The sequence below is a fragment of the Natronomonas salina genome (genome assembly GCF_013391105.1).
Lineage (GTDB): Archaea > Halobacteriota > Halobacteria > Halobacteriales > Haloarculaceae > Natronomonas > Natronomonas salina.
In genome coordinates this window covers 3,636,349-3,653,789 of record NZ_CP058335.1, presented here as the reverse complement: position 1 = coordinate 3,653,789, position 17,441 = coordinate 3,636,349, and the positions used below count along the sequence as shown (strand labels likewise).

Genomic DNA, 17,441 nt, shown 5'->3' with positions numbered 1-17,441 from the left:
GCTAGTCGGCCCGGCGGCGTAAAAGAACGTTCGCTACCGGGGACGACCGGAACGCCCAACCCGCGGCCGACCACACACCGGGCATGCGCGTCCACGTCATCGCGACCGGAGGGACGATCGCCTCGACCGCCGACGGCGACGACTCCGGCGCCGCGCCCGAACTGTCCGGCGACGACCTCGTCGAGTCCGTCCCCGAGCTGGCCGAGTACGCCGACGTCACCGTCGAGAGCGTCGCGAGCCGCCCCGGATTCGACATGGCACCGTCAGTCTGCGCACGCGTCGCCGGGCGAGCGAACGAACTGACCGACGAGGTCGACGGCATCGTCGTCACTCACGGTACCGATACGCTCGCCGAGACGGCCCACTACCTGGGACTCACTACAGAGCCGCCGGTCGTCGTTACCGGCGCCCAGCGACGACCCGACGAGCGCGGCAGCGACGGCCCGACGAACTTGCTGACCGCGGTCCGCGCGGCCGCTCACGAGCGAGTCAGCGCCGGCGCGTTCGTCGCCTTCGACGAAGAGCTCCACGCGGCTGGAGAGGTACAGAAGACACACACGTGCGCGCTCGACACGTTCCAGTCGCCGGAGACCGGTCCAGTCGCTCGATTCACGCGGCGGAACGTTCACTGGTATCGGGACCCCGCAGCGACGGCCGATGACCATCCGCTTCCGGTTCCAGACCACGACGAACAGCCGACGGTCCCGCTCGTCGTCTCCGCCTCGGGGGTCGGTCGCGCGGCGTTCGACGACGCCGAGGCCCGGGCGGACGCCGTCGTCGTGGCCGGGACCGGGCTCGGGAACACCACCGCCGAACTCGGCGGGGCCATCGCCGACGCCGATTGCCCGGTCGTCCTCGCCTCCCGCTGTCACGCGGGGCCGACCGAGCCGGTCTACGGGACGCCCGGCGGCGCGGCGACCCTGGCCGGCTACGACCACGTCCGGTTCGCCCACGGGACGCCCTGGGCGGCCCGGATAGAACTCCTCCTCGCCGTCGCGGCCGGCGAGGTCGACTCGCGGTTCGACGACTTCGGCGCGTAGCCGGGGACGTTTTGGTCCCGGAAGCCGGAGGCCGAGGCATGAAGATCCGCGGCCAGCGCGAGTGCAAGGAGTGCGGGGCGCGGTGGTCCTACTACGACACCGGCGAGGCCGCCTGTCCCGAGTGCGGCAGCCTCCACAGCGTCGGCGTCGACGAGGAGCGAGCGCTGCACACGGCGACGGCGGCGACGCTCGACCTCACGCCGATTCGCGCTGCCGTCGACGAGGAGCCCACCAGACGGCTGGCCGAGCGGGCCGCTGACCGCGGCCGCGAGTTCACCCGCGGGTACGGCTTCGTCGACGCCGGCGCGCTCCAGCCGCTCGACGACACCTACCTCGCGGCCCTGGAGCTCAGGCACGTGGCCGGCGAGTTGGCCCGCCGGATGGACGTCGAGGACGACGAGGAGCTCTACTTCACGCAGCTCCTGCAAGCGGACGAGGGTGAACGGCCGGCGCCCGAGGAGGTCCCGGCGTCGCTCTCGCCGATGCGCGGGCTCGCCTATGCGAACGCCATCAGGGAGTACCGCTCGGACCTGCGGACCTACCTCGAGGAGCATCCGAATCCGGCAGCCGCCGGTGCGATCGAGCGGCTCTCCAACCACGTCAAACGGGTCCGGGCGCTCGACGGCGACGTCCCGCCCAGGGAGGCGGAGAAACTCGTGGCCGTCGCTCGCGACGTCGGTCGGTATCTGGCCGAGGGCGACGAGGGAGCCCTGGCCGAAGCGGAGAGCCGACTGGACGACCTCCGGTAGAGAGAGTGGCTGACAGGCGGGACGGCTGGGGTCGACGGCCGGTATCCGGAACGCTGTCCCGCGCTCCCGCTGGTCGTTCCGGAGCGGTTCAGTCGAGCACGGCGTCGGTGGTCCCGTCCTCCTACTTGAACCGTCGGTGCCAAGATCGGCGGTCGGGAATCGAAAATCGGTTCTAGAAGTTGGAGACGATCTCGGGGACGCAGCCCACGTCCGGCTTCCCGTAGTTGCAGTGCGCGTCGACGCTGTCGGTCACGTCGACGTCCGTGAAGTCGCCGGGGACGGCGTCGCACTCCGAACCCACGCAGCCGATTCCGGAGGTGCCCTCCGAGAGTGCGTAGACGTCGCAGACGATGTCGTCGTTCCGGGAGTGGTAGTCGTAGACCTCGTTCGCGGACTCCGCGATGCCGGCCCCGTATCGCGTGCCCTCGCAGACGGAGTCGGGGTTCACCGCGCCGCCGACCAGCGAGACGTTCTCGAGGACCTGGTCACCGTCGAGGGTCGCCAGCGCCTCGAGGATCACCCGGGAGCCGAGGGAGTGGTCGACGGTCCTGATAGTCGTCCCCGGGCAGGCCTCGAGGTAGTCGTCGAGGACTTCGGCGAGCCGCCGGCCGGCCTCGTCGGCCCGTCGCTGGGCGAGCGGCCAGACTGGCTGGTTCGAGTTCCAGACGACGGCGGCGGTCGGCTGCTCGTAGCCGTTCTGCCGGAGCGCCGTCTCGAGGGTGTACCCCTGGTCGCGCGCGCCGCTGGCGAACTTCTCGAGCCAGCCGTGGACGTAGAGGACGAACTCGTCGTCGCCCCATGGGAACTCCCCTTTGATAGTGGGTTCGTCGGTGCGCAGGTCGACGACCGGGTAGTCGTCGGGAGCGCTCTCCCACCCGCTGGAGCACTCGCCGAAGAACGACGTCTCGGTCCCGCTGGCCCCGGCCGACCCGGATATCCCGGCGAGGCCGGTCGTCGCGGCAGTGGCCGCCCCGAGCACTCGCCGTCGAGTCAGTTTCCCCTGGTCGCCGATACCGGTCGTCGAATCGGGATCGTCCGCCATACGAAGTCGGGTCGCCCCACCAGACAATAGTTACATCCCTGATACGTTCGGGCTCGGCGGCGGTAAGCCGCCCGAAATCTGCGTTCGCAGGGCTTACTCACTCGACGAATCGGCCGATGAGCCGTTCGACGAGGTCGCTGTCGAAGGTGTTCGGGGGAACGGTCGACCGCCACGCCGCGGATTGGATGCCTTCCCCCTCCCGACCGGGGTCGTCGCTCGTGGTCGTCTCCTCGGGACGCGCCTCGAAGGTCGCGAAGAAGTAGTCGACGCGGTCGTCGCCGTGGCGGAACGTCTGCTCCGAGATGGCGACCAGGTCGGTCACCTCGACGTCGACGCCGGTCTCCTCGCGGACCTCCCGGGCGGCGCCCGCTTCGAGCGATTCGCCGGGTTCGCGGGCGCCGCCCGGCAGGAACCACTGGCCGTCCTGCTCGACGAACAGGACCCGGCCGTCGTCGTGGACGAGCGCGCCGACGCCCCACCGGTCAGCGCGGCGCCTGGCGCGCTCGAATCCCTCGCGGTCCAGTTCGAAGGTCTCGCCGTGACGGACGACGTCGTCGTACCGGGCGGCCAGTTCGTCGGGCGAGGGGTCGACCATCCGCGGTCAGGGAAGTTCGACGTCGACGTCGGTCTGCAGACCGGCGGCCTTGACGGTGTTGTACAGCAGCATCGCGCGGGTCATCGGCCCGACGCCGCCGGGGACCGGCGTGATGGCGCCGGCCGTCGCCTCGACGCTGTCGTAGTCGACGTCGCCGACGAGTTCGTAGCCCTTCTCGGTGTCGGCGTCGACGCGGTTGATGCCGACGTCGACGACGGTGGCGCCCTCGCCGACCATCTCGCCGCCGATGAACTCCGGGCGTCCGGCGGCGGCGACGAGGATGTCGGCGGCGCGGGTCTTCTCGGCGAGGTCTTCGGTCCGGGAGTGACAGACCGTCACCGTCGCGTTGCCGTCGTCGGCCTTCTGCAGCAGGAGGTTCGCCAGCGGCTTGCCGACGATGTTCGAGCGGCCGACGATCACCGCGTTCGCCCCTTCGGTCTCGATATCGTACGCCTCGAGGAGCTTCTGGACGCCGTGGGGCGTGCAGGGCCGGTAGCGGTCGTCGCCCGCGACCAGCCGGCCGACGTTCTCGGGGTGGAAGCCGTCGACGTCCTTCACGGGGTCGACGCTGCGGAGGACGCGCCGCTCGTCGACGTGGTCCGGGAGGGGCATCTGGACGAGGATACCGTGGACGGCCGGGTCGGCGTTGAGGTCGTCGATCGTCTCGTAGAGTTCCTCGGCGGGCGCGTCGCTGTCGATCTCGACGTGGATGCCGTCGATGCCGACCTCCTCGCAGTCGCGCTGCTTCATCGAGACGTACGTCTCGCTGGCGGGGTCGTCGCTCATCAGGACGGTCGCCAGCCCGGGCGTGACGCCCTCGGATTCGAGGGTCTCGATGCTCTCGGTCAGCGACTCGCGGATATCGGCGGCGACGGCGTTGCCGTCGATGACCTCTGTCATTGCGTGGAGGTGGTCGGGGCGGCCTTATGAATTGTTCGGGTTCGTGCCCTTTAGGCAGAGTATTTTTTCGAATGTATGCACGAACGTGCTACAGTTCGCCCTCCAGCACCTTCGCCGCGGTCAGTATCGGGTCCCAGGTCGTGTTGAACGGCGGCGCGTACGCGAGGTCGTAGTTCGCCAGTTCGGCGACGGTGACGCCCTCCGTGACCGCGCCGACGAGGGCGTGGCTCCGGTGGACGGCCCCCTCGCCGAACTCGCTGACGAGGCTCCCGCCGAGCAGCCGGCCGGTCGGCCGGTCGGCGCAGAGCGTGACCGTGACGGTCCCCTCGCCCGGGTAGTAGCCGGCCTGGGCCTTCGCGTCGATGGTCTCGGTGACGGGCTCGAACCCGGCCTCGCGGGCGACGTCGTGGTCGAGGACGCCCGTCCGGGCGGCCTCCATCTGGAAGGCCTTGACGGCGGCCGTCCCGGCCACGCCGCCGCCCACCGACGGGTTCCCGGCGACCGTCTGGCCGACCGCCCGGCCGTGGCGGTTGGCGGTCAACGCCAGCGGCACCCAGGACGGCGTGCCCGTGACGACGTGTCTCGCCTCGGCGCAGTCGCCCGCCGCGTAGACGTCCGGGAGGTTGGTCTCGCGGTACCGGTCGGCCGCGATGGCGCCGGTCGGCCCGAGGTCGACGCCGGCCGACTCCGCGAGTCCGGTCCTGGGACGCACGCCGGTGCCGAGGAGCACCATCTCGACGGGGAGCCGGTCGTCGTCGGTCACGACGGCCTCGACCCGGTCGCCGCCGGCGAGTTCCCGCACCTCGGTGTCGAGGTACAGCACGACGTCTTCGTCGCGGAGGTGCTCGGCGACGGCCTCGCTGGTGGCCTCGCTGAACCCCTTGAGGACGCGCTCGCCGCGCTGGAAGAGGTGGACCTCGAAGTCGTTGTGCGCCAGCGCCTCCGCCATCTCGATGCCGATGTAGCCGCCGCCGACCACGGCGACCGGGCCCTCGCAGTTCTCGAGGAAGTGGCAGGCGGGGCCGCTGTCCGGCTGTTCCGCGGGCGAGGACTCCCGCGAGCGCGCGACGAAGTCCCGGAGGTCCCGCCCGTCGCTCATCGACTCCAGCGTGAAGACGCCCTCGCGGTCGACGCCCGGGATGTCCGGGACGACGGCGGCCGCGCCGGTCGCGATCAGGAGGTGGTCGTAGGCCTGGACGACCTCGCCGTCCGGTCCCTCGGCGGTGACGCTGCGGTCGTCGGGGTCGATCTCGACGACCTCGTGGCCGGTCCGGAGGTCGATGTCCCGGTCCTCGCGGAACTCCTCGGGGGTGACGGAGACGAGGTCGTCGAGCGTCTGGATCTCGCCCTTGACGTAGTACGGCAGGCCGCAGGCGCCGTAGGAGACCCACTCGCCCTTCTCGAAGACGACGACGTCGAGGTCGGGGTCGTCCCGCTTGGCCTTGCTCGCGGCCGACATCCCGGCGGCGTCTCCACCCACGACGACGAACGTGCTCATGGTCGGCGGTTCGGCCGCGCGAGTGATAAAAGACGGCTCGCGGATGCGCGCCGGACGCAACCCCCGCCGGCGTCAGGGCAGTCCGAGCACGTCCTCCGCCGCGGACGCCACCTCGTCGACCTTCGACTCCGGACAGTAGACGCCGAGCCGCCACTGTGCCCGCCGGGCTCGTCGGAGCGCGGCGACGAGTTCGGAGGCCTCCTCGAGCCGCTGGACGACGTCGTCGACCACGACGCGGGTCCGCGACTCCTTCAGCCCCGGACGGGCCGGGATGTCGACGATTACGGACTCGCGGTCCACGCCAGTCCGGTCGGCTATCTCCCGGGCCGCTTGCCGCTCGTCGGCGCGGTCCATCTCGCTGACCGCCTCCGGGACGCGGTCCAGGCCCGCCCACACCGCCCGCTTGTACAGGTCCCGACGCTCGATCCGGCCCCCCAGGTCCGGCACCTCCTCACGCAGCGTGACCAGCAGGTCGTGGTCGGCCATCCGCCGGAACACCTCGACGGAGGTGTCCCCGTCGAGCAGCCGCTCGCAGGCCCGTTCCAGCATCGCGCCCGCGATCCGGGAGACGTGGTGGCGGTAGACCGTCCCGTCCATCAGCGCCCGCCCGAGCAGCAGCGACTCGGCGGTCGGGACGTTCCCCTCCGCGAGGACGAGCCGGCCGTTCCGGTAGCGCAGTGCCCGCAGCAGGCGCCCGCAGTCGATGGTGCCGTAGGGGACGCCGGTGTGGTGGGCGTCACGGACGAGGTAGTCCATCCGGTCGACGTCCAGCTCCCCGGAGACCAGCTGTCCCAGTTCGCCCTCCCCCGCGACGAGCCCGGCCACCCGGTCCGGGTCGAGGTCGTGGGACGCGAGGATGTCCGCCAGGTTCGTCTCGTACAGCAGGTCCCCCAGTTCGTCGTGGTCCCGCCCCGTGTGCCGCCGGATGACGTCCTCGGTCTGGTGGCCGTAGGGGCCGTGGCCGACGTCGTGCAGCAGCGCCGCCGCGCGGACGTGCCGCGCGCGGTCGCCCTCGACGCCGAGGTGCTGCATCGCCTCGCGCGCGAGGTGGTACACCCCCAGGGAGTGCTCGAAGCGGGAGTGCGACGCCGAGGGGTAGACGAGCCGGACCGTCGACAGCTGCTTGATGTGCCGCAGGCGCTGGACGGCCGGCGCGTCCACCAGGTCCGCCGCGACCGGGTCCAGCGGGATCCAGTCGTGGACGCTGTCCTTGATCGCGTTCATCGGGTGGCCTTCGGGGGAGGGTGGGAAAAACGCCTCGTTCGTTCGGCGCGGTAGGGCCCAGATTCGGCACCGCGGGTGTCCTCGTCGCGTGCCTCGTCAGATACAAAGCGGTCGGCGAGAAAGCGCACGCATGGTCACGTTCCTCGCGGGCGGGACGGGGACACCGAAGCTCCTCCGCGGTGCCGACGACGTCTTCGACCCCGCCGAGACGCCGGTTGTCTGCAACACCGGCGACGACGTCGAACTGGGCGGCGTCCTCGTCTGCCCGGACGTCGACACCACCCTGTTCGCGGAGGGCGACGTGCTGGACCGCGAGACGTGGTGGGGGATCGCGGACGACACCACGGAGACCCACGAGGAACTCCACAGACTCGCCGACGCGGCCGGCCTCGACTCGGGACCCAGATACCTCCCGAACGAGGCCCAGACGAGCGGCAGAGAGATCGCCCGGTGGCGCCGCTTCTCGGGCGTCGCGGAGTTCATGGAACTGGGCGACCGCGACCGCGCGCTGCACGTCACCCGGACCGGGCTGCTCAACGAGGGCCGCACCCTCACCGAGGTCACTCGCACCCTCTGCGACGCCCTCGGCGTCGAGCGGCCCGTACTGCCGATGAGCGACGACCCGGTCGCCTCCATCGTCCACACCGACGAGGGGGCGATGCACTTCCAGGAGTTCTGGGTCCACCGGCGGGCCGACCCCGCCGTCGAGCGCGTGGAGTTCCGCGGCGCCGACGCGGCGGCCCCCACCGACGCCGTCCTCGACGCCCTGGACGCGCCGGTCGTGATCGGCCCCTCGAACCCGGTGACGAGCCTCGGGCCGATGCTCGCGATGGACGCCTTCCGCGAGGCCCTCGAGTCGACGCCCGTCGTCGCCGTCTCGCCGTTCGTCGAGGAGGAGGTGTTCTCCGGTCCCGCCGGGAAGCTGCTGGCGGCGACCGGGTACGAGGCGTCGACGGCCGGCGTCGCCGAGGCGTACCCCTTCGCCGACGCGTTCGTCCTCGACGAGGCCGACGGCACGGACCTCGAGCGGCCGGTCGTCCGCACCGACACGACGCTCGGCGACCCCGAGGACGGCGAGCGAGTCTGCCGAGCGGTCGGAGAAGCCCTCGAGACGGTCGGCGCGGAGGTGACGTGAATGTTCGAGCCGCGCGTCGCCGTCGCATCGCTGTCCGGCGAATCCGACGCCGACTGGGCGAAGCAGGCCGCCCCGCACGTCGGCTGTGCGTTCCTCGGCGGCATCGCGCTGGACGACGCGACCAGGAGCGCCGCCCGGGACCTGGTCGACCGCGATCGCAACGAGTTCCTCCCGCCGGACCCGGTGGCCTTCGTCGACCGCCAGCTCGCCGCACTCGACGCAGTGGACGTGCTCCCGGCGTTCAACGTCCGGAGCGCGACGCTCGAACCCCTCGCCGAGGTCGCGACGGTCTGCGCCGACCGCGACGCCCTCGTCGAGATCAACGCCCACTGCCGCCAGGACGAGATGTGCGCCGCCGGCGCCGGCGAGACGCTGCTTCGCGACGGCGACCGGCTCTGCGAGCAGGTCCGGACCGCCGCCGACGCCGGCGCGACGGTGAGCGTCAAGGTTCGGACCGAGGTCCCGGGTGTGGACCTGCCGGCGCTCTCCGCACGACTCTCCGACGCGGGCGCCGACGTCCTCCACGTCGACGCGATGGATAGCGAACCCGTAATCGGCGAGGTGGTCGAGGCGGCGCCCGAAGCGTTCGTGATCGCCAACAACGGCGTCCGGGACCGAGAGACGACCCGCGAGTACCTCGGCTACGGCGCCGACGCCGTCTCGGTCGGCCGACCGTCCGACGACCCGGCGGTTCTCCGCCGTGTTCGGGCGGCCGTCGAGGGGTGGTTCGACGCTGGTCGGCCGGAGCCCCAACCGGAGCCGGGGGTGTCGCCGGATGCCCGGTGACGCACCCGGTCGGGACCCCGCGGAAAACGCCCAGCTCGCGCTGCTCCTGGAGGTCGCCGGGACGCCGAAACCTGGGAACGTCGACCGCCGCCGCGACTACGAGGACCTGCGGTTCGAGCACTTCCTGGCCGGCGCCGTCGGGTCGCTCCGGGGGTTCCGGCTGGCCGCCGACGGCGCCCGCGTCGGTCGCGCCTTCGAGCGCGGCGTCGAGGGGATGAGCCACCAGTCGGGCGGCAATACCCAGTTCGGCGCGCTGCTGCTACTGACGCCCCTCGTCCAGGCGGCCGCGACCGGCCGACTCAGGCGAGAAGGCGCCGCCGCGGTCGTCGAGGCGACCACCGTCGAGGACGCCTGCGACTTCTACCGCGCGTTCGAGCACGTCGACGTGGCGGTCGACGAGCCGCCGGAGGGGATCGACGACCTCGACGTCCGCCGGGGGAGCGACGCCGTCGATTCGATCCGGGACCGGGAGCTGACGCTGTTCGACGTGATGGAACTGTCCGCGCAGCGTGACGGCGTCGCCGCCGAGTGGACGAACGGGTTCGAGCGGAGCTTCGAGGCGGCCGAGTGGATCGTGGACGATGACGGACCGATCTACCGGCGCGCGTCTCGAGCGTTCCTGCGACTGCTCGCCGCCGAGGAGGACACCTTCGTCGTCACACGGAACGGCCCCGACGTCGCCGCGGAGACGACCCGTCGGGCACAGTCGGTCCTGGACGGCGACGAGGACGCCGATGAACTCGCCGAGGAGTTCCGCGAGCGCGACGTGAACCCCGGGACGACGGCCGATTTGACCGCAGCGGCCCTGTTCGTCGCCCTCGAACGCGGGCTGGAGGTGTGACCGTGGCCGACGACGCCGATTGGCCGGTCGACCTCCGGGGCGTCACCGAGTCGGTCGTGACGACGCTCGGTCCGAACGACCGCTGGAACGTCGCCGCCCTCGGGCTGTTCGCCGGCGACCCCGTAACCGCCCGCACCTGGGGGCGGACCCGGACGTGGCGCAACTTCCGCGAGCGTGGCGAGGGGTACGTCCAGTTCACGCCGGACCCCGTCGACTTCGTCGACGCCGCCTGTTCCGTCCGCGAGGCGGACGACCCGCTGCTCGAGAGCGCGGCCGCGTGGGCGCGCGTCGAGGTCGAAGCGATCGAGGAGGGCACCGAGAACGGGACGCAGTGGGTCGAGTGGGAGCTCAGACCGGTCGAGTCGGCCGTCGAGCGACGTACCGTCCCGACCACGAACCGGGGATACAACGGCGTCGTCGAGGCGACGGTGGCGGCCTCACGGCTCGGCGTCCCCGGATACGACGACGAGGAACTCCGGGAGCGACTCGCCTACTTCGCGGACGTCGTCGACCGCTGCGGCGGCGACCGCGAGCACCTGGCCTTCGATCGACTGCGCGAGCACGCCGACCTCTCGGAGTGAGTCGAACCGGGGATCGGGCGCCGTCGGAGCGTGTGAATCGACAGCACGCGACCGTCGACGCACCTTTCGAACCTTTTTTGAGTACCACAGCAGTAGGGACGTCTACCAATGGCCATCAAGCCCGCCTACGTCAAGAAGACCGCGACGCTGCTCATGGAACGATACCCGAAGGCCTTCGGCGACGACTTCGAGCACAACAAGGACCTCGTCGAGGAGCTGACCAACATCGAGTCCAAGAGCGTCCGCAACCGCATCGCCGGGTACGTCACGCGGAAGCAGCGCGCGCCGCAGGCGGCGTAGACGGGCACTCCCACCTTTCTCCCTCGCGTCTCGCGGTTCGACCCGTCCCGATCGGCCACGGATGCGTCTTTCACAACCGTTTTTGGGTGGCTCACCTTACGGCCGGCAATGACCACACGCGTAGGAGTCATCGGCGCCACGGGCGCCGTCGGCCAACGACTCATCCAGCTGCTCGACCCCCACCCGGACTTCGAGATCGCCGCGCTGACCGCCTCCCCCGCGAGCGCGGGCAAGGACTACAGCGAGGCGGCGAAGTGGCGCGTCGACACACCCATCCCGGAGGACGTCGCCGACATCACCGTCGTCGAGACCGACCCCGAGGAGGTCCCCGACGACGTCGACCTCGTCTTCTCGTCGCTGCCCTCCAGCGTCGGCGCCGAGGTCGAACCCACCTTCGTCGAGGACGGCTACGTCGTCTCCTCGAACTCCTCGAACGGCCGGATGGACGACGACATCCCGCTGACCATCCCCGAGGTCAACCCCGACCACCTCGGCCTCATCGAGGTCCAGCGCGACGAGCGCGGCTGGGACGGCGCGCTCATCAAGAACCCCAACTGCTCGACGATCACCTTCGTCCCGACGATCGCCGCCCTCGACGAGTTCGGCGTCGAGCGCGTCCACGTCGCGACGCTGCAGGCCGTCTCCGGCGCCGGCTACTCCGGCGTCACCTCCATGGAGATCATCGACAACGCCATCCCGCACATCGGCGGCGAGGCCGAGAAGATGGAGACCGAGTCCCGCAAGCTCCTGGGCGCCTTCGACGGGGCCGAGGTCTCGCTGCACGACGCCGACGTCTCCGCCTCCTGTAACCGCATCCCAACCATCGACGGCCACCTCGAGAACGTCTGGGCGGACCTCTCCGAGGACCCGACGGTCGAGGAGGTCGCCGACGCGATGCGCGACCTCCCGAGCGTCGACCTCCACTCCTCGCCCGACCAGCTCATCGAGGTCTTCGAGGACCCGATGCGGCCCCAGCCCCGCATGGACCGGATGCTCGGCGACGGCATGTCGGTGGCCGCGGGCGGCATCGAGGCGACGCCGCACGGCGTCCAGTACAACTGCCTCGCGCACAACACCATCCGCGGCGCCGCCGGCGCCTCCGTGCTGAACGGCGAACTGCTGCTCGAGGAAGGCTACATCTAAAATAGATACGTTTCGCGGAACCGCTCGCGTCCGGCGAACCGAGAGCGCGAAGCGCTCGCGGATGCTCCAGCTATCTGACCCCGTAAGTTCAAGTACCAGAACGGGACCATCGGCCGTGTGCGCTGAGAGACGCCTGCGGTCCGCCCGGGCGGGAGTGCGGCACACGGACCGCAGTCGGGAACGTGCCGCCTGTTCGCCCACCGAAACCGTCGTATGAGTCGGCCGACAGTGGCCCGTATGCGAGAACATCTGGCCGGTCGGTCGCCGCGACTCACCGCGTACTTCTGCGGCATCGCGCTGGGGCTGGCGCTGCTGGTCGCGGGACTGGAAGCGGCCCGACTCCTCGTCGTCGGCGAGGTATCCGGGACCGTCTACCTCGCCGTCGCGGGAATCGGCCTCCTCGGGGGATTGCTACTGTCGTTCGTCGCCGGCTACCTCAACGGCAGCCTGCTCGCCAGCTGGATCGCGGGGTTCGTCCCGGCCGCCGGTCGGGTCGGCTCGCCCCTCGTCGACGGGACGCTCCGGGAGATCGGCCTCGCTCTCGTCGGGTCGCTCGGCGCCGGAGTCCTGCTCGGGACGGTCGGCTACGTCGTCGCCGTCGAGAAACACCGCTACGACGCCCGGACGGCGGACCTCCCGTCACCACCGTCGAGATTCGACCTCCTCGGGCTCGTCGTCCTCTCGGTCGTCCTCGGAACGGTACTCGCGGTGCTTCCCCTCTACCTCTGAGAGACATCGTCGGTGTTATCACCGAGCCAGGCGCCGGCCCTGCATGGACATCCTGCACACCTGTCTCAACGTCGCGGACGCCGACCGCTCCGTCGAGTGGTACACCGAGAACCTGGACTTCGAGGAGTCGTGGGGCTTCGAGACCCCAGACGGCGAGACGGTCAACCGCTACGTCGCCGACGGGAACGGCGTCGAACTGCAGCTCTCCGACACCGAGGGAGAGACCCCATCCGACGAAGGCGACCTCTGGGACCACCTGGCGGTGAAGGTCGAGGACGTCGACGCGGCCTTCGAGGAGATCGACCACCACGGCGTCGTCGAGGAGCCGGGCGACCAGCCCGCCGCGGGCGCCCGGACGGCGTTCGTGAAAGACCCCGACGGCCACGTGATCGAACTCATCGAGCCGCTTGAGGACTAGACCGACCGCGCCGGGAGCACGAACACCGGCTTGTCCACCTTGTTGAGGACCGCACGGGTCGTCGACCCGATGGTGGTGATCCCGCCGCCCCGCGCCGGTCCCATGATGATCTCGTCGACGTCGTTGTCGCGCGAGAACCGGACGATCTCCCGGGCCGGCAGCCCCTCGCGGCGGATCGTCAGGACCTCGACGATGTCGGTCAACTCGACCTGCGCGACGTCGAGTGCCGCCACCCGGTCGTCGGGCTCCTCCGGGACGTCGACGGTCAGGACGTAGACTACGTCCTCCGGCTCGAGCTTCTCGGAGAGGTACCCGCAGGCGGCCTCCGTGGTCGCCGTCGAGGACGTCGCCACGAGGTACCGCGTCATCGTCGTGCCTTCGCCGGCCGCGAGTTAATCGTTTTCGCCGGGCCGGACCTGGTTGCGGAGCGGTCGGTCCTCGACCAGTCGTCCGACGTTGTCGGCGACGACGTCCGCGAGCCGCTCGTAGTACTTCGGCGTCGCGCCCGCGGAGTGCGGCGTCACGAGCACGTCGTCGAGGTTCCAGAGCGGGTGGTCGTCCGGGAGCGGCTCGGGGTCGGTGACGTCGAGGGCGGCGCCGCCCAGTCGTCCGCTGCGGAGTGACCGGACGAGAGCGTCGGTCTCGACGACCTCGCCGCGGGCGATGTTCACCAGGACGGCCCCCTGCGGCAGCGTCGTCAACTCGGACTCGCCGATCAGCCCGCGCGTCTCCTCGGTCAGCGGACAGCAGAGGACGAGGAAGTCAGTCCGGGACAGCGCCTCGTGGAGGTCGTCCTGGCCGAACACCTCGTCCACAGGACCACCCTTCTCGGGGCGGCGGCGGACGCCGAGGGTCGTCACGTCGAACGGTTCCAGCCGGTCGACGACCGCGCTGCCGATGGCTCCGAGCCCGACGACCGTCACCGTCGATCCGGCGAGTTCTCCGGGGTCGACGGGCTGCCACGTCTCCGCCCGCGCGACCTCGTGGAAGCGGCGCGAGAAGGTCAGGATCGCGCCGACCGCGTGCTCCGAGGCGTTCGGCGCGTGTACGCCGGCGGCGTTCGTCACCGCGACGCCGGCGGCTTCGAGGTGGTCCAGCGGGAGGTGACCGTAGCCCGCGTAGGCGCACGCGAAGAGGTCGAGGTCGTCGGCCCGTTCGAGCAGGTCGGCGTCGATACGGGGGCCGGTGACGACGGCCGCGTCGGCGACGAGCCGCCGTTCCTCGGCCGGGGTACGCGCGTGCCGGACCGTGTGACCGTCGAGGCGCGACCGGAGCTCGTCGGCGTACGCCGCGGCCGACAGTCGGTGGACCCCCTCGCGCAGGACGAGCAGTTCCATGGCGCGTCTTGGGTGGCGGGCCTTATCAACGTCCGCGCCGACGGGCTACAGCGACAGCGGGACGACCACCACGGGGACGTCGGCGCCCTCGACGATCCGTCGGGCCGTACTGCCCAGGGCAGGCCCCGCACTCGGCGTGCCGGCGTGGGGACCGACGACGATGACGTCCGCGTTCCGGGCGTTCGCGGCGGCGAGGACCGCGCTCGCCGGGTCGGCATCGCCGTCCAGCCGCTCGGTCTCGACCTCCGCGGTACCGATCAATCGCGCGTTCGCCACGTTGAGCGCGTCGTCCGCGTCCCTGGCGTCTTCCCCGGGGACCGAGACCACGGTGACGCGGTCGTCGGAACCGAGCCGCTCGGCCAGGTAGTCGCAGGCGGCGGCCGTCGTGTGGACGGAGTCGGTCGCGACGAGGTGGTGCATACCTGGAGGGTCGGCGGTCCGGCCCCACGAAGCTTCAGGTCGGCACGAATCGCGCCGCTTACCACCCCCGGCGCTCGCACCGTCCGGTATGACGAGTCGTCGGCAGTGGGCGACGCTGGGGGTGGCGACGTTCGCCCGGTTCGCAGGCGCCATCCTGATGGGAACGGCCCTGGCCGTGGTCGTCGAGGCGCGGGCGTCGGCGTTCGCCGCCGGCCTCGTGGGGACCGCCTACTACGCCGGGCTGATGCTGTTCTCGCCGTTCTGGGGCGCGCTCGCGGACATCACCGGCCGTCGGCGACAGGTGCTGATCGTCACCGGGATCGGCGGCGTCCTGGCGATCCTCCCGCTGCTCGTCGCCGACACCGTCGCGGTCGCGATCGGATCGCGAGGCGTCTACGCCGCGTTCCTCGCCGGCTTCGCGCCGGTCGCCCTCGCCATCGTCAGCCACCACGGCGGGACGACGGGACGGGGCCGGTCCATCGGCATCTTCAACAGCACCCGCTCGGGCGGGTTCGCGCTCGGCTACGTCGTCGCCGGCGGGCTGCTGGAGTACGTCACGCCGGTCGACATCTACTGGGCCGTCGCGGCGGTGACGTTCGTCTCGACGGTCGCGCTGGTCTTCGTCGTCGACCCGACGCCCTCTCCGGACGCGGACCCGACCGCCCGCGAGGTGCTGGCCGAGACCCGACGCCGGCTCTTCCCGGCGCCGGACGAGCGGTCCCACTTGACCCGGAACGGGCTGCTGTGGCTCTACGTCGCCACGGCACTGCGCAACGTCGCGGTGCTGGGTATCATGTCAGTCGTGGCGCCGTACCTCGTCACCGTCGTCGGCGTCTCCCAGGTGCTGATGGGCGTCCTGCTGGCGTTCAACCACGGCTCCCAGGTCGGCTTCATGTACGGGCTCGGCGTCGTCGCCGACCACGTCGGCCGGAAGCCGCTGGTCGTCGTCGGAATGGCCGGCAGCGCCGTCTTCGCCCTCATGGCCGCCGGGTTGACCGCCGCTCCGCCCGGCCCGCTCCGCCTCGCCGCGGGCGTGGCGACGTTCGTCGTCCTCGGCGGGTCGTTCTCGGCGATGACGATCGGTTCCCTGGCGTTCGTCAGCGACGTCGCCCCCATCGAACGCGAGTCGGAACTGCTGGGTATCCGCGAGACGGCGAAGGGGGTGGGCGGGGTCGTCGGCCCCACGCTCGTCGGCGGCGTCGCGACGCTGTACAGCTACGAACTCGCCTTCGCGGGCGCGAGCGCGGTTGGGTTCGCGGCCGCCGGGCTCGTCGCGTGGGGACTGGTCGAGACCTACGACGCGGAGACCCGGTCGGTGGTCGTCGAGTAGGTACAGGAAGCCGGAGCCGGCCGTTTCGGGGACGACGGTTTTTAACCCATCAAGGCGAAACCGGGGGTAATGGCCACCATCAAGGACAGCGTCCACGACCACATCGCGGTCGAGGGGGTCGCCGAGGACCTCCTCGACACCCCCGAGGTCCAGCGACTCCGCCGGATCAAGCAGCTCGGCACCGCGGAGCTCGTCTACCCGAGCGCGAACCACACCCGGTTCGAGCACTCCCTGGGCGTCTACCACCTCGCCACCCAGGCACTGGAGCACCTCAACCTCGAGGGCCGGACCGCCGAGCGCCTGCGGGCCGCCGCCATCCTCCACGACGTCGGCCACTGCCCGTTCAGCCACAACATCGAGGACATCGTCGCCCGCCACACCGGCAAGATGCACGACGAGGTCGGCGACCTCCTGGAGGGCGGCGAGGTCGAGCGGGTCCTCGCCTTGCACGACATCGACCCCGGCACGGTCGCCGACCTGGTGGCCGGCGAGGGCGAGTTCGGCCAGCTCGTCTCGGGGGAGCTCGACGTCGACCGGATGGACTACCTCGTCCGGGACGCCCACCACACCGGCGTCCCCTACGGCACCATCGACACCGGCCGGCTCGTCCGTGAGCTGCGGTTCGTCGACGGCGAACTCGTCCTCGCGGAGGGGAACGTCCAGACCGCCGAGTCGCTGCTGCTCGCCCGGGCGCTCATGAACCCCGTCGTCTACAACCACCACGTCGCCCGCATCTCGAAGGCGATGCTCCGCCGGGCGACGGAGGCGCTGCTGGACGCCGGGGCGGTCGAGCCCCGGGAGCTCCGCCGGATGGACGACCGCGACCTGACCGTCGCGCTGCGGACCTGCGGGGCGACCGCCGAGTTCGCCCGGATGCTCGACACCCGGGACCTCTACAAGCGGGCGGTCTGGGCGGAGATCAGGGACGTCCCGGAGGCGGTCCTCGAGGCCGACCACGAGGCGATCCGCGAGTACGAGCGCGACATCGCCGACCGGGCGAACGTCGACGAGGAGGCCGTCATCCTCGACGTCCCCTCGCGGCCGAAGATGCGCGAGTCGACGAGCCGGGTGGTCGTCAACGGCGAGGTCCGGAAACTCGACAGCCAGTCCACGATGGTGAAGGCGCTCCGCCGGGCCCAGAAGGAGCAGTGGCGGATGGGCGTCTACGCCCCCGAGGACGTCGCCGAGCGCGTCGGGCAGGCGACCGAGGACGTGCTGGGTCTGGACCTCGAGGCGCTCGTCGTGGACGTCCGCAAGGGCGTCAACACCACCCTGGACGAGTACTGACCGCCCGGCCGGCGGTCGGGGTCGTCGGCCGCGTCGTCCAGCGTGGTACTTAACTGTCTCGGTGGTCACGGAGGTACCATGCATCC

At 71.1% G+C, this 17,441-nt stretch carries 20 protein-coding genes; 12 read left to right on the top strand and 8 right to left on the bottom strand.

Features of this window, described 5'->3' with window-relative positions; translation table 11 throughout:
* Window positions 1–83 precede the first annotated feature (83 nt).
* The gene (locus tag HWV07_RS19080) at window positions 84–1,040 is read left to right on the top strand and encodes an asparaginase (protein WP_178335853.1); all 957 of its coding nucleotides are present in this window, start codon (window positions 84–86) and stop codon (window positions 1,038–1,040) included.
* A 38-nt stretch (window positions 1,041–1,078) separates the two neighbouring features.
* A complete protein-coding gene (locus HWV07_RS19075; RefSeq protein WP_178335852.1) occupies window positions 1,079–1,789 on the top strand; it encodes a DUF7117 family protein in 711 nt (236 codons plus the stop codon).
* A 172-nt stretch (window positions 1,790–1,961) separates the two neighbouring features.
* Here HWV07_RS19075 and HWV07_RS19070 read toward each other — a convergent pair whose 3' ends face one another.
* The 5 genes from HWV07_RS19070 to HWV07_RS19050 form a co-directional block, all read right to left on the bottom strand.
* Window positions 1,962–2,831: a DUF726 domain-containing protein gene (locus HWV07_RS19070; RefSeq protein WP_178335851.1), complete on the bottom strand. Its 870-nt coding sequence runs from the start codon at window positions 2,829–2,831 to the stop codon at window positions 1,962–1,964.
* Window positions 2,832–2,928: 97 nt separating this feature from the next.
* Window positions 2,929–3,426, bottom strand: coding sequence for an NUDIX domain-containing protein (locus HWV07_RS19065; RefSeq protein WP_178335850.1), 498 nt, complete (start codon window positions 3,424–3,426; stop codon window positions 2,929–2,931).
* 6 nt (window positions 3,427–3,432) lie between these two features.
* Window positions 3,433–4,326 carry a bifunctional methylenetetrahydrofolate dehydrogenase/methenyltetrahydrofolate cyclohydrolase FolD gene (gene folD, locus HWV07_RS19060; protein WP_178335849.1) on the bottom strand — a complete coding sequence of 298 codons (894 nt, stop codon included), beginning with the start codon at window positions 4,324–4,326 and terminating at the stop codon, window positions 3,433–3,435.
* An 88-nt stretch (window positions 4,327–4,414) separates the two neighbouring features.
* On the bottom strand, window positions 4,415–5,824 hold the full coding sequence (locus HWV07_RS19055; RefSeq protein WP_178335848.1) for an FAD-dependent oxidoreductase: 1,410 nt from the start codon (window positions 5,822–5,824) through the stop codon (window positions 4,415–4,417).
* A gap of 72 nt (window positions 5,825–5,896) precedes the next feature.
* The gene (locus HWV07_RS19050) at window positions 5,897–7,048 is read right to left on the bottom strand and encodes an HD domain-containing protein (protein ID WP_178335847.1); all 1,152 of its coding nucleotides are present in this window, start codon (window positions 7,046–7,048) and stop codon (window positions 5,897–5,899) included.
* A gap of 130 nt (window positions 7,049–7,178) precedes the next feature.
* On the opposite strand from HWV07_RS19050, the gene cofD reads away from it, so the two are divergent.
* From cofD to HWV07_RS19010, 8 genes are all read left to right on the top strand, one after another.
* Window positions 7,179–8,183, top strand: coding sequence for a 2-phospho-L-lactate transferase (gene cofD / locus HWV07_RS19045; protein ID WP_178335846.1), 1,005 nt, complete (start codon window positions 7,179–7,181; stop codon window positions 8,181–8,183).
* The gene (locus HWV07_RS19040) at window positions 8,184–8,969 is read left to right on the top strand and encodes a tRNA-dihydrouridine synthase (protein ID WP_178335845.1); all 786 of its coding nucleotides are present in this window, start codon (window positions 8,184–8,186) and stop codon (window positions 8,967–8,969) included.
* The gene (locus HWV07_RS19035) at window positions 8,959–9,810 is read left to right on the top strand and encodes a triphosphoribosyl-dephospho-CoA synthase (protein WP_178335844.1); all 852 of its coding nucleotides are present in this window, start codon (window positions 8,959–8,961) and stop codon (window positions 9,808–9,810) included. Before HWV07_RS19040 ends, HWV07_RS19035 begins: the two co-directional genes overlap by 11 nt.
* Window positions 9,807–10,391, top strand: a complete 585-nt coding sequence (locus HWV07_RS19030; RefSeq protein ID WP_211694189.1) for a DUF447 domain-containing protein — start codon at window positions 9,807–9,809, stop codon at window positions 10,389–10,391. The genes HWV07_RS19035 and HWV07_RS19030 overlap by 4 nt, the downstream gene beginning before the upstream one ends.
* Before the next feature lie 108 nt (window positions 10,392–10,499).
* Window positions 10,500–10,691: a 30S ribosomal protein S17e gene (locus HWV07_RS19025; protein ID WP_178335842.1), complete on the top strand. Its 192-nt coding sequence runs from the start codon at window positions 10,500–10,502 to the stop codon at window positions 10,689–10,691.
* Window positions 10,692–10,799: 108 nt separating this feature from the next.
* Window positions 10,800–11,834, top strand: coding sequence for an aspartate-semialdehyde dehydrogenase (asd, locus tag HWV07_RS19020; protein WP_178335841.1), 1,035 nt, complete (start codon window positions 10,800–10,802; stop codon window positions 11,832–11,834).
* Between the two features lie 237 nt (window positions 11,835–12,071).
* On the top strand, window positions 12,072–12,563 hold the full coding sequence (locus HWV07_RS19015; protein WP_178335840.1) for a hypothetical protein: 492 nt from the start codon (window positions 12,072–12,074) through the stop codon (window positions 12,561–12,563).
* A gap of 43 nt (window positions 12,564–12,606) precedes the next feature.
* Window positions 12,607–12,981, top strand: coding sequence for a VOC family protein (locus HWV07_RS19010; protein WP_178335839.1), 375 nt, complete (start codon window positions 12,607–12,609; stop codon window positions 12,979–12,981).
* On the opposite strand, the gene HWV07_RS19005 is transcribed toward HWV07_RS19010, so the two are convergent.
* The 3 genes from HWV07_RS19005 to HWV07_RS18995 are packed head-to-tail and all read right to left on the bottom strand — an operon-like array spanning window position 12,978 to window position 14,738.
* A complete protein-coding gene (locus tag HWV07_RS19005) occupies window positions 12,978–13,349 on the bottom strand; it encodes a universal stress protein (RefSeq protein WP_178335838.1) in 372 nt (123 codons plus the stop codon). The genes HWV07_RS19010 and HWV07_RS19005 overlap by 4 nt on opposite strands.
* A 24-nt stretch (window positions 13,350–13,373) precedes the next feature.
* Window positions 13,374–14,318, bottom strand: coding sequence for a D-2-hydroxyacid dehydrogenase (locus HWV07_RS19000; protein WP_178335837.1), 945 nt, complete (start codon window positions 14,316–14,318; stop codon window positions 13,374–13,376).
* 45 nt (window positions 14,319–14,363) lie between these two features.
* The gene (locus HWV07_RS18995; RefSeq protein WP_178335836.1) at window positions 14,364–14,738 is read right to left on the bottom strand and encodes a universal stress protein; all 375 of its coding nucleotides are present in this window, start codon (window positions 14,736–14,738) and stop codon (window positions 14,364–14,366) included.
* An 88-nt stretch (window positions 14,739–14,826) separates the two neighbouring features.
* Here HWV07_RS18995 and HWV07_RS18990 point away from each other — a divergent pair, with 88 nt between their 5' ends.
* On the top strand, window positions 14,827–16,068 hold the full coding sequence (locus tag HWV07_RS18990; RefSeq protein WP_178335835.1) for an MFS transporter: 1,242 nt from the start codon (window positions 14,827–14,829) through the stop codon (window positions 16,066–16,068).
* A 69-nt stretch (window positions 16,069–16,137) separates the two neighbouring features.
* Complete coding sequence (locus HWV07_RS18985) at window positions 16,138–17,355, top strand: HD domain-containing protein (protein WP_178335834.1); 1,218 nt, start codon at window positions 16,138–16,140, stop codon at window positions 17,353–17,355.
* The last annotated feature ends 86 nt before the right edge of the window (window positions 17,356–17,441 follow it).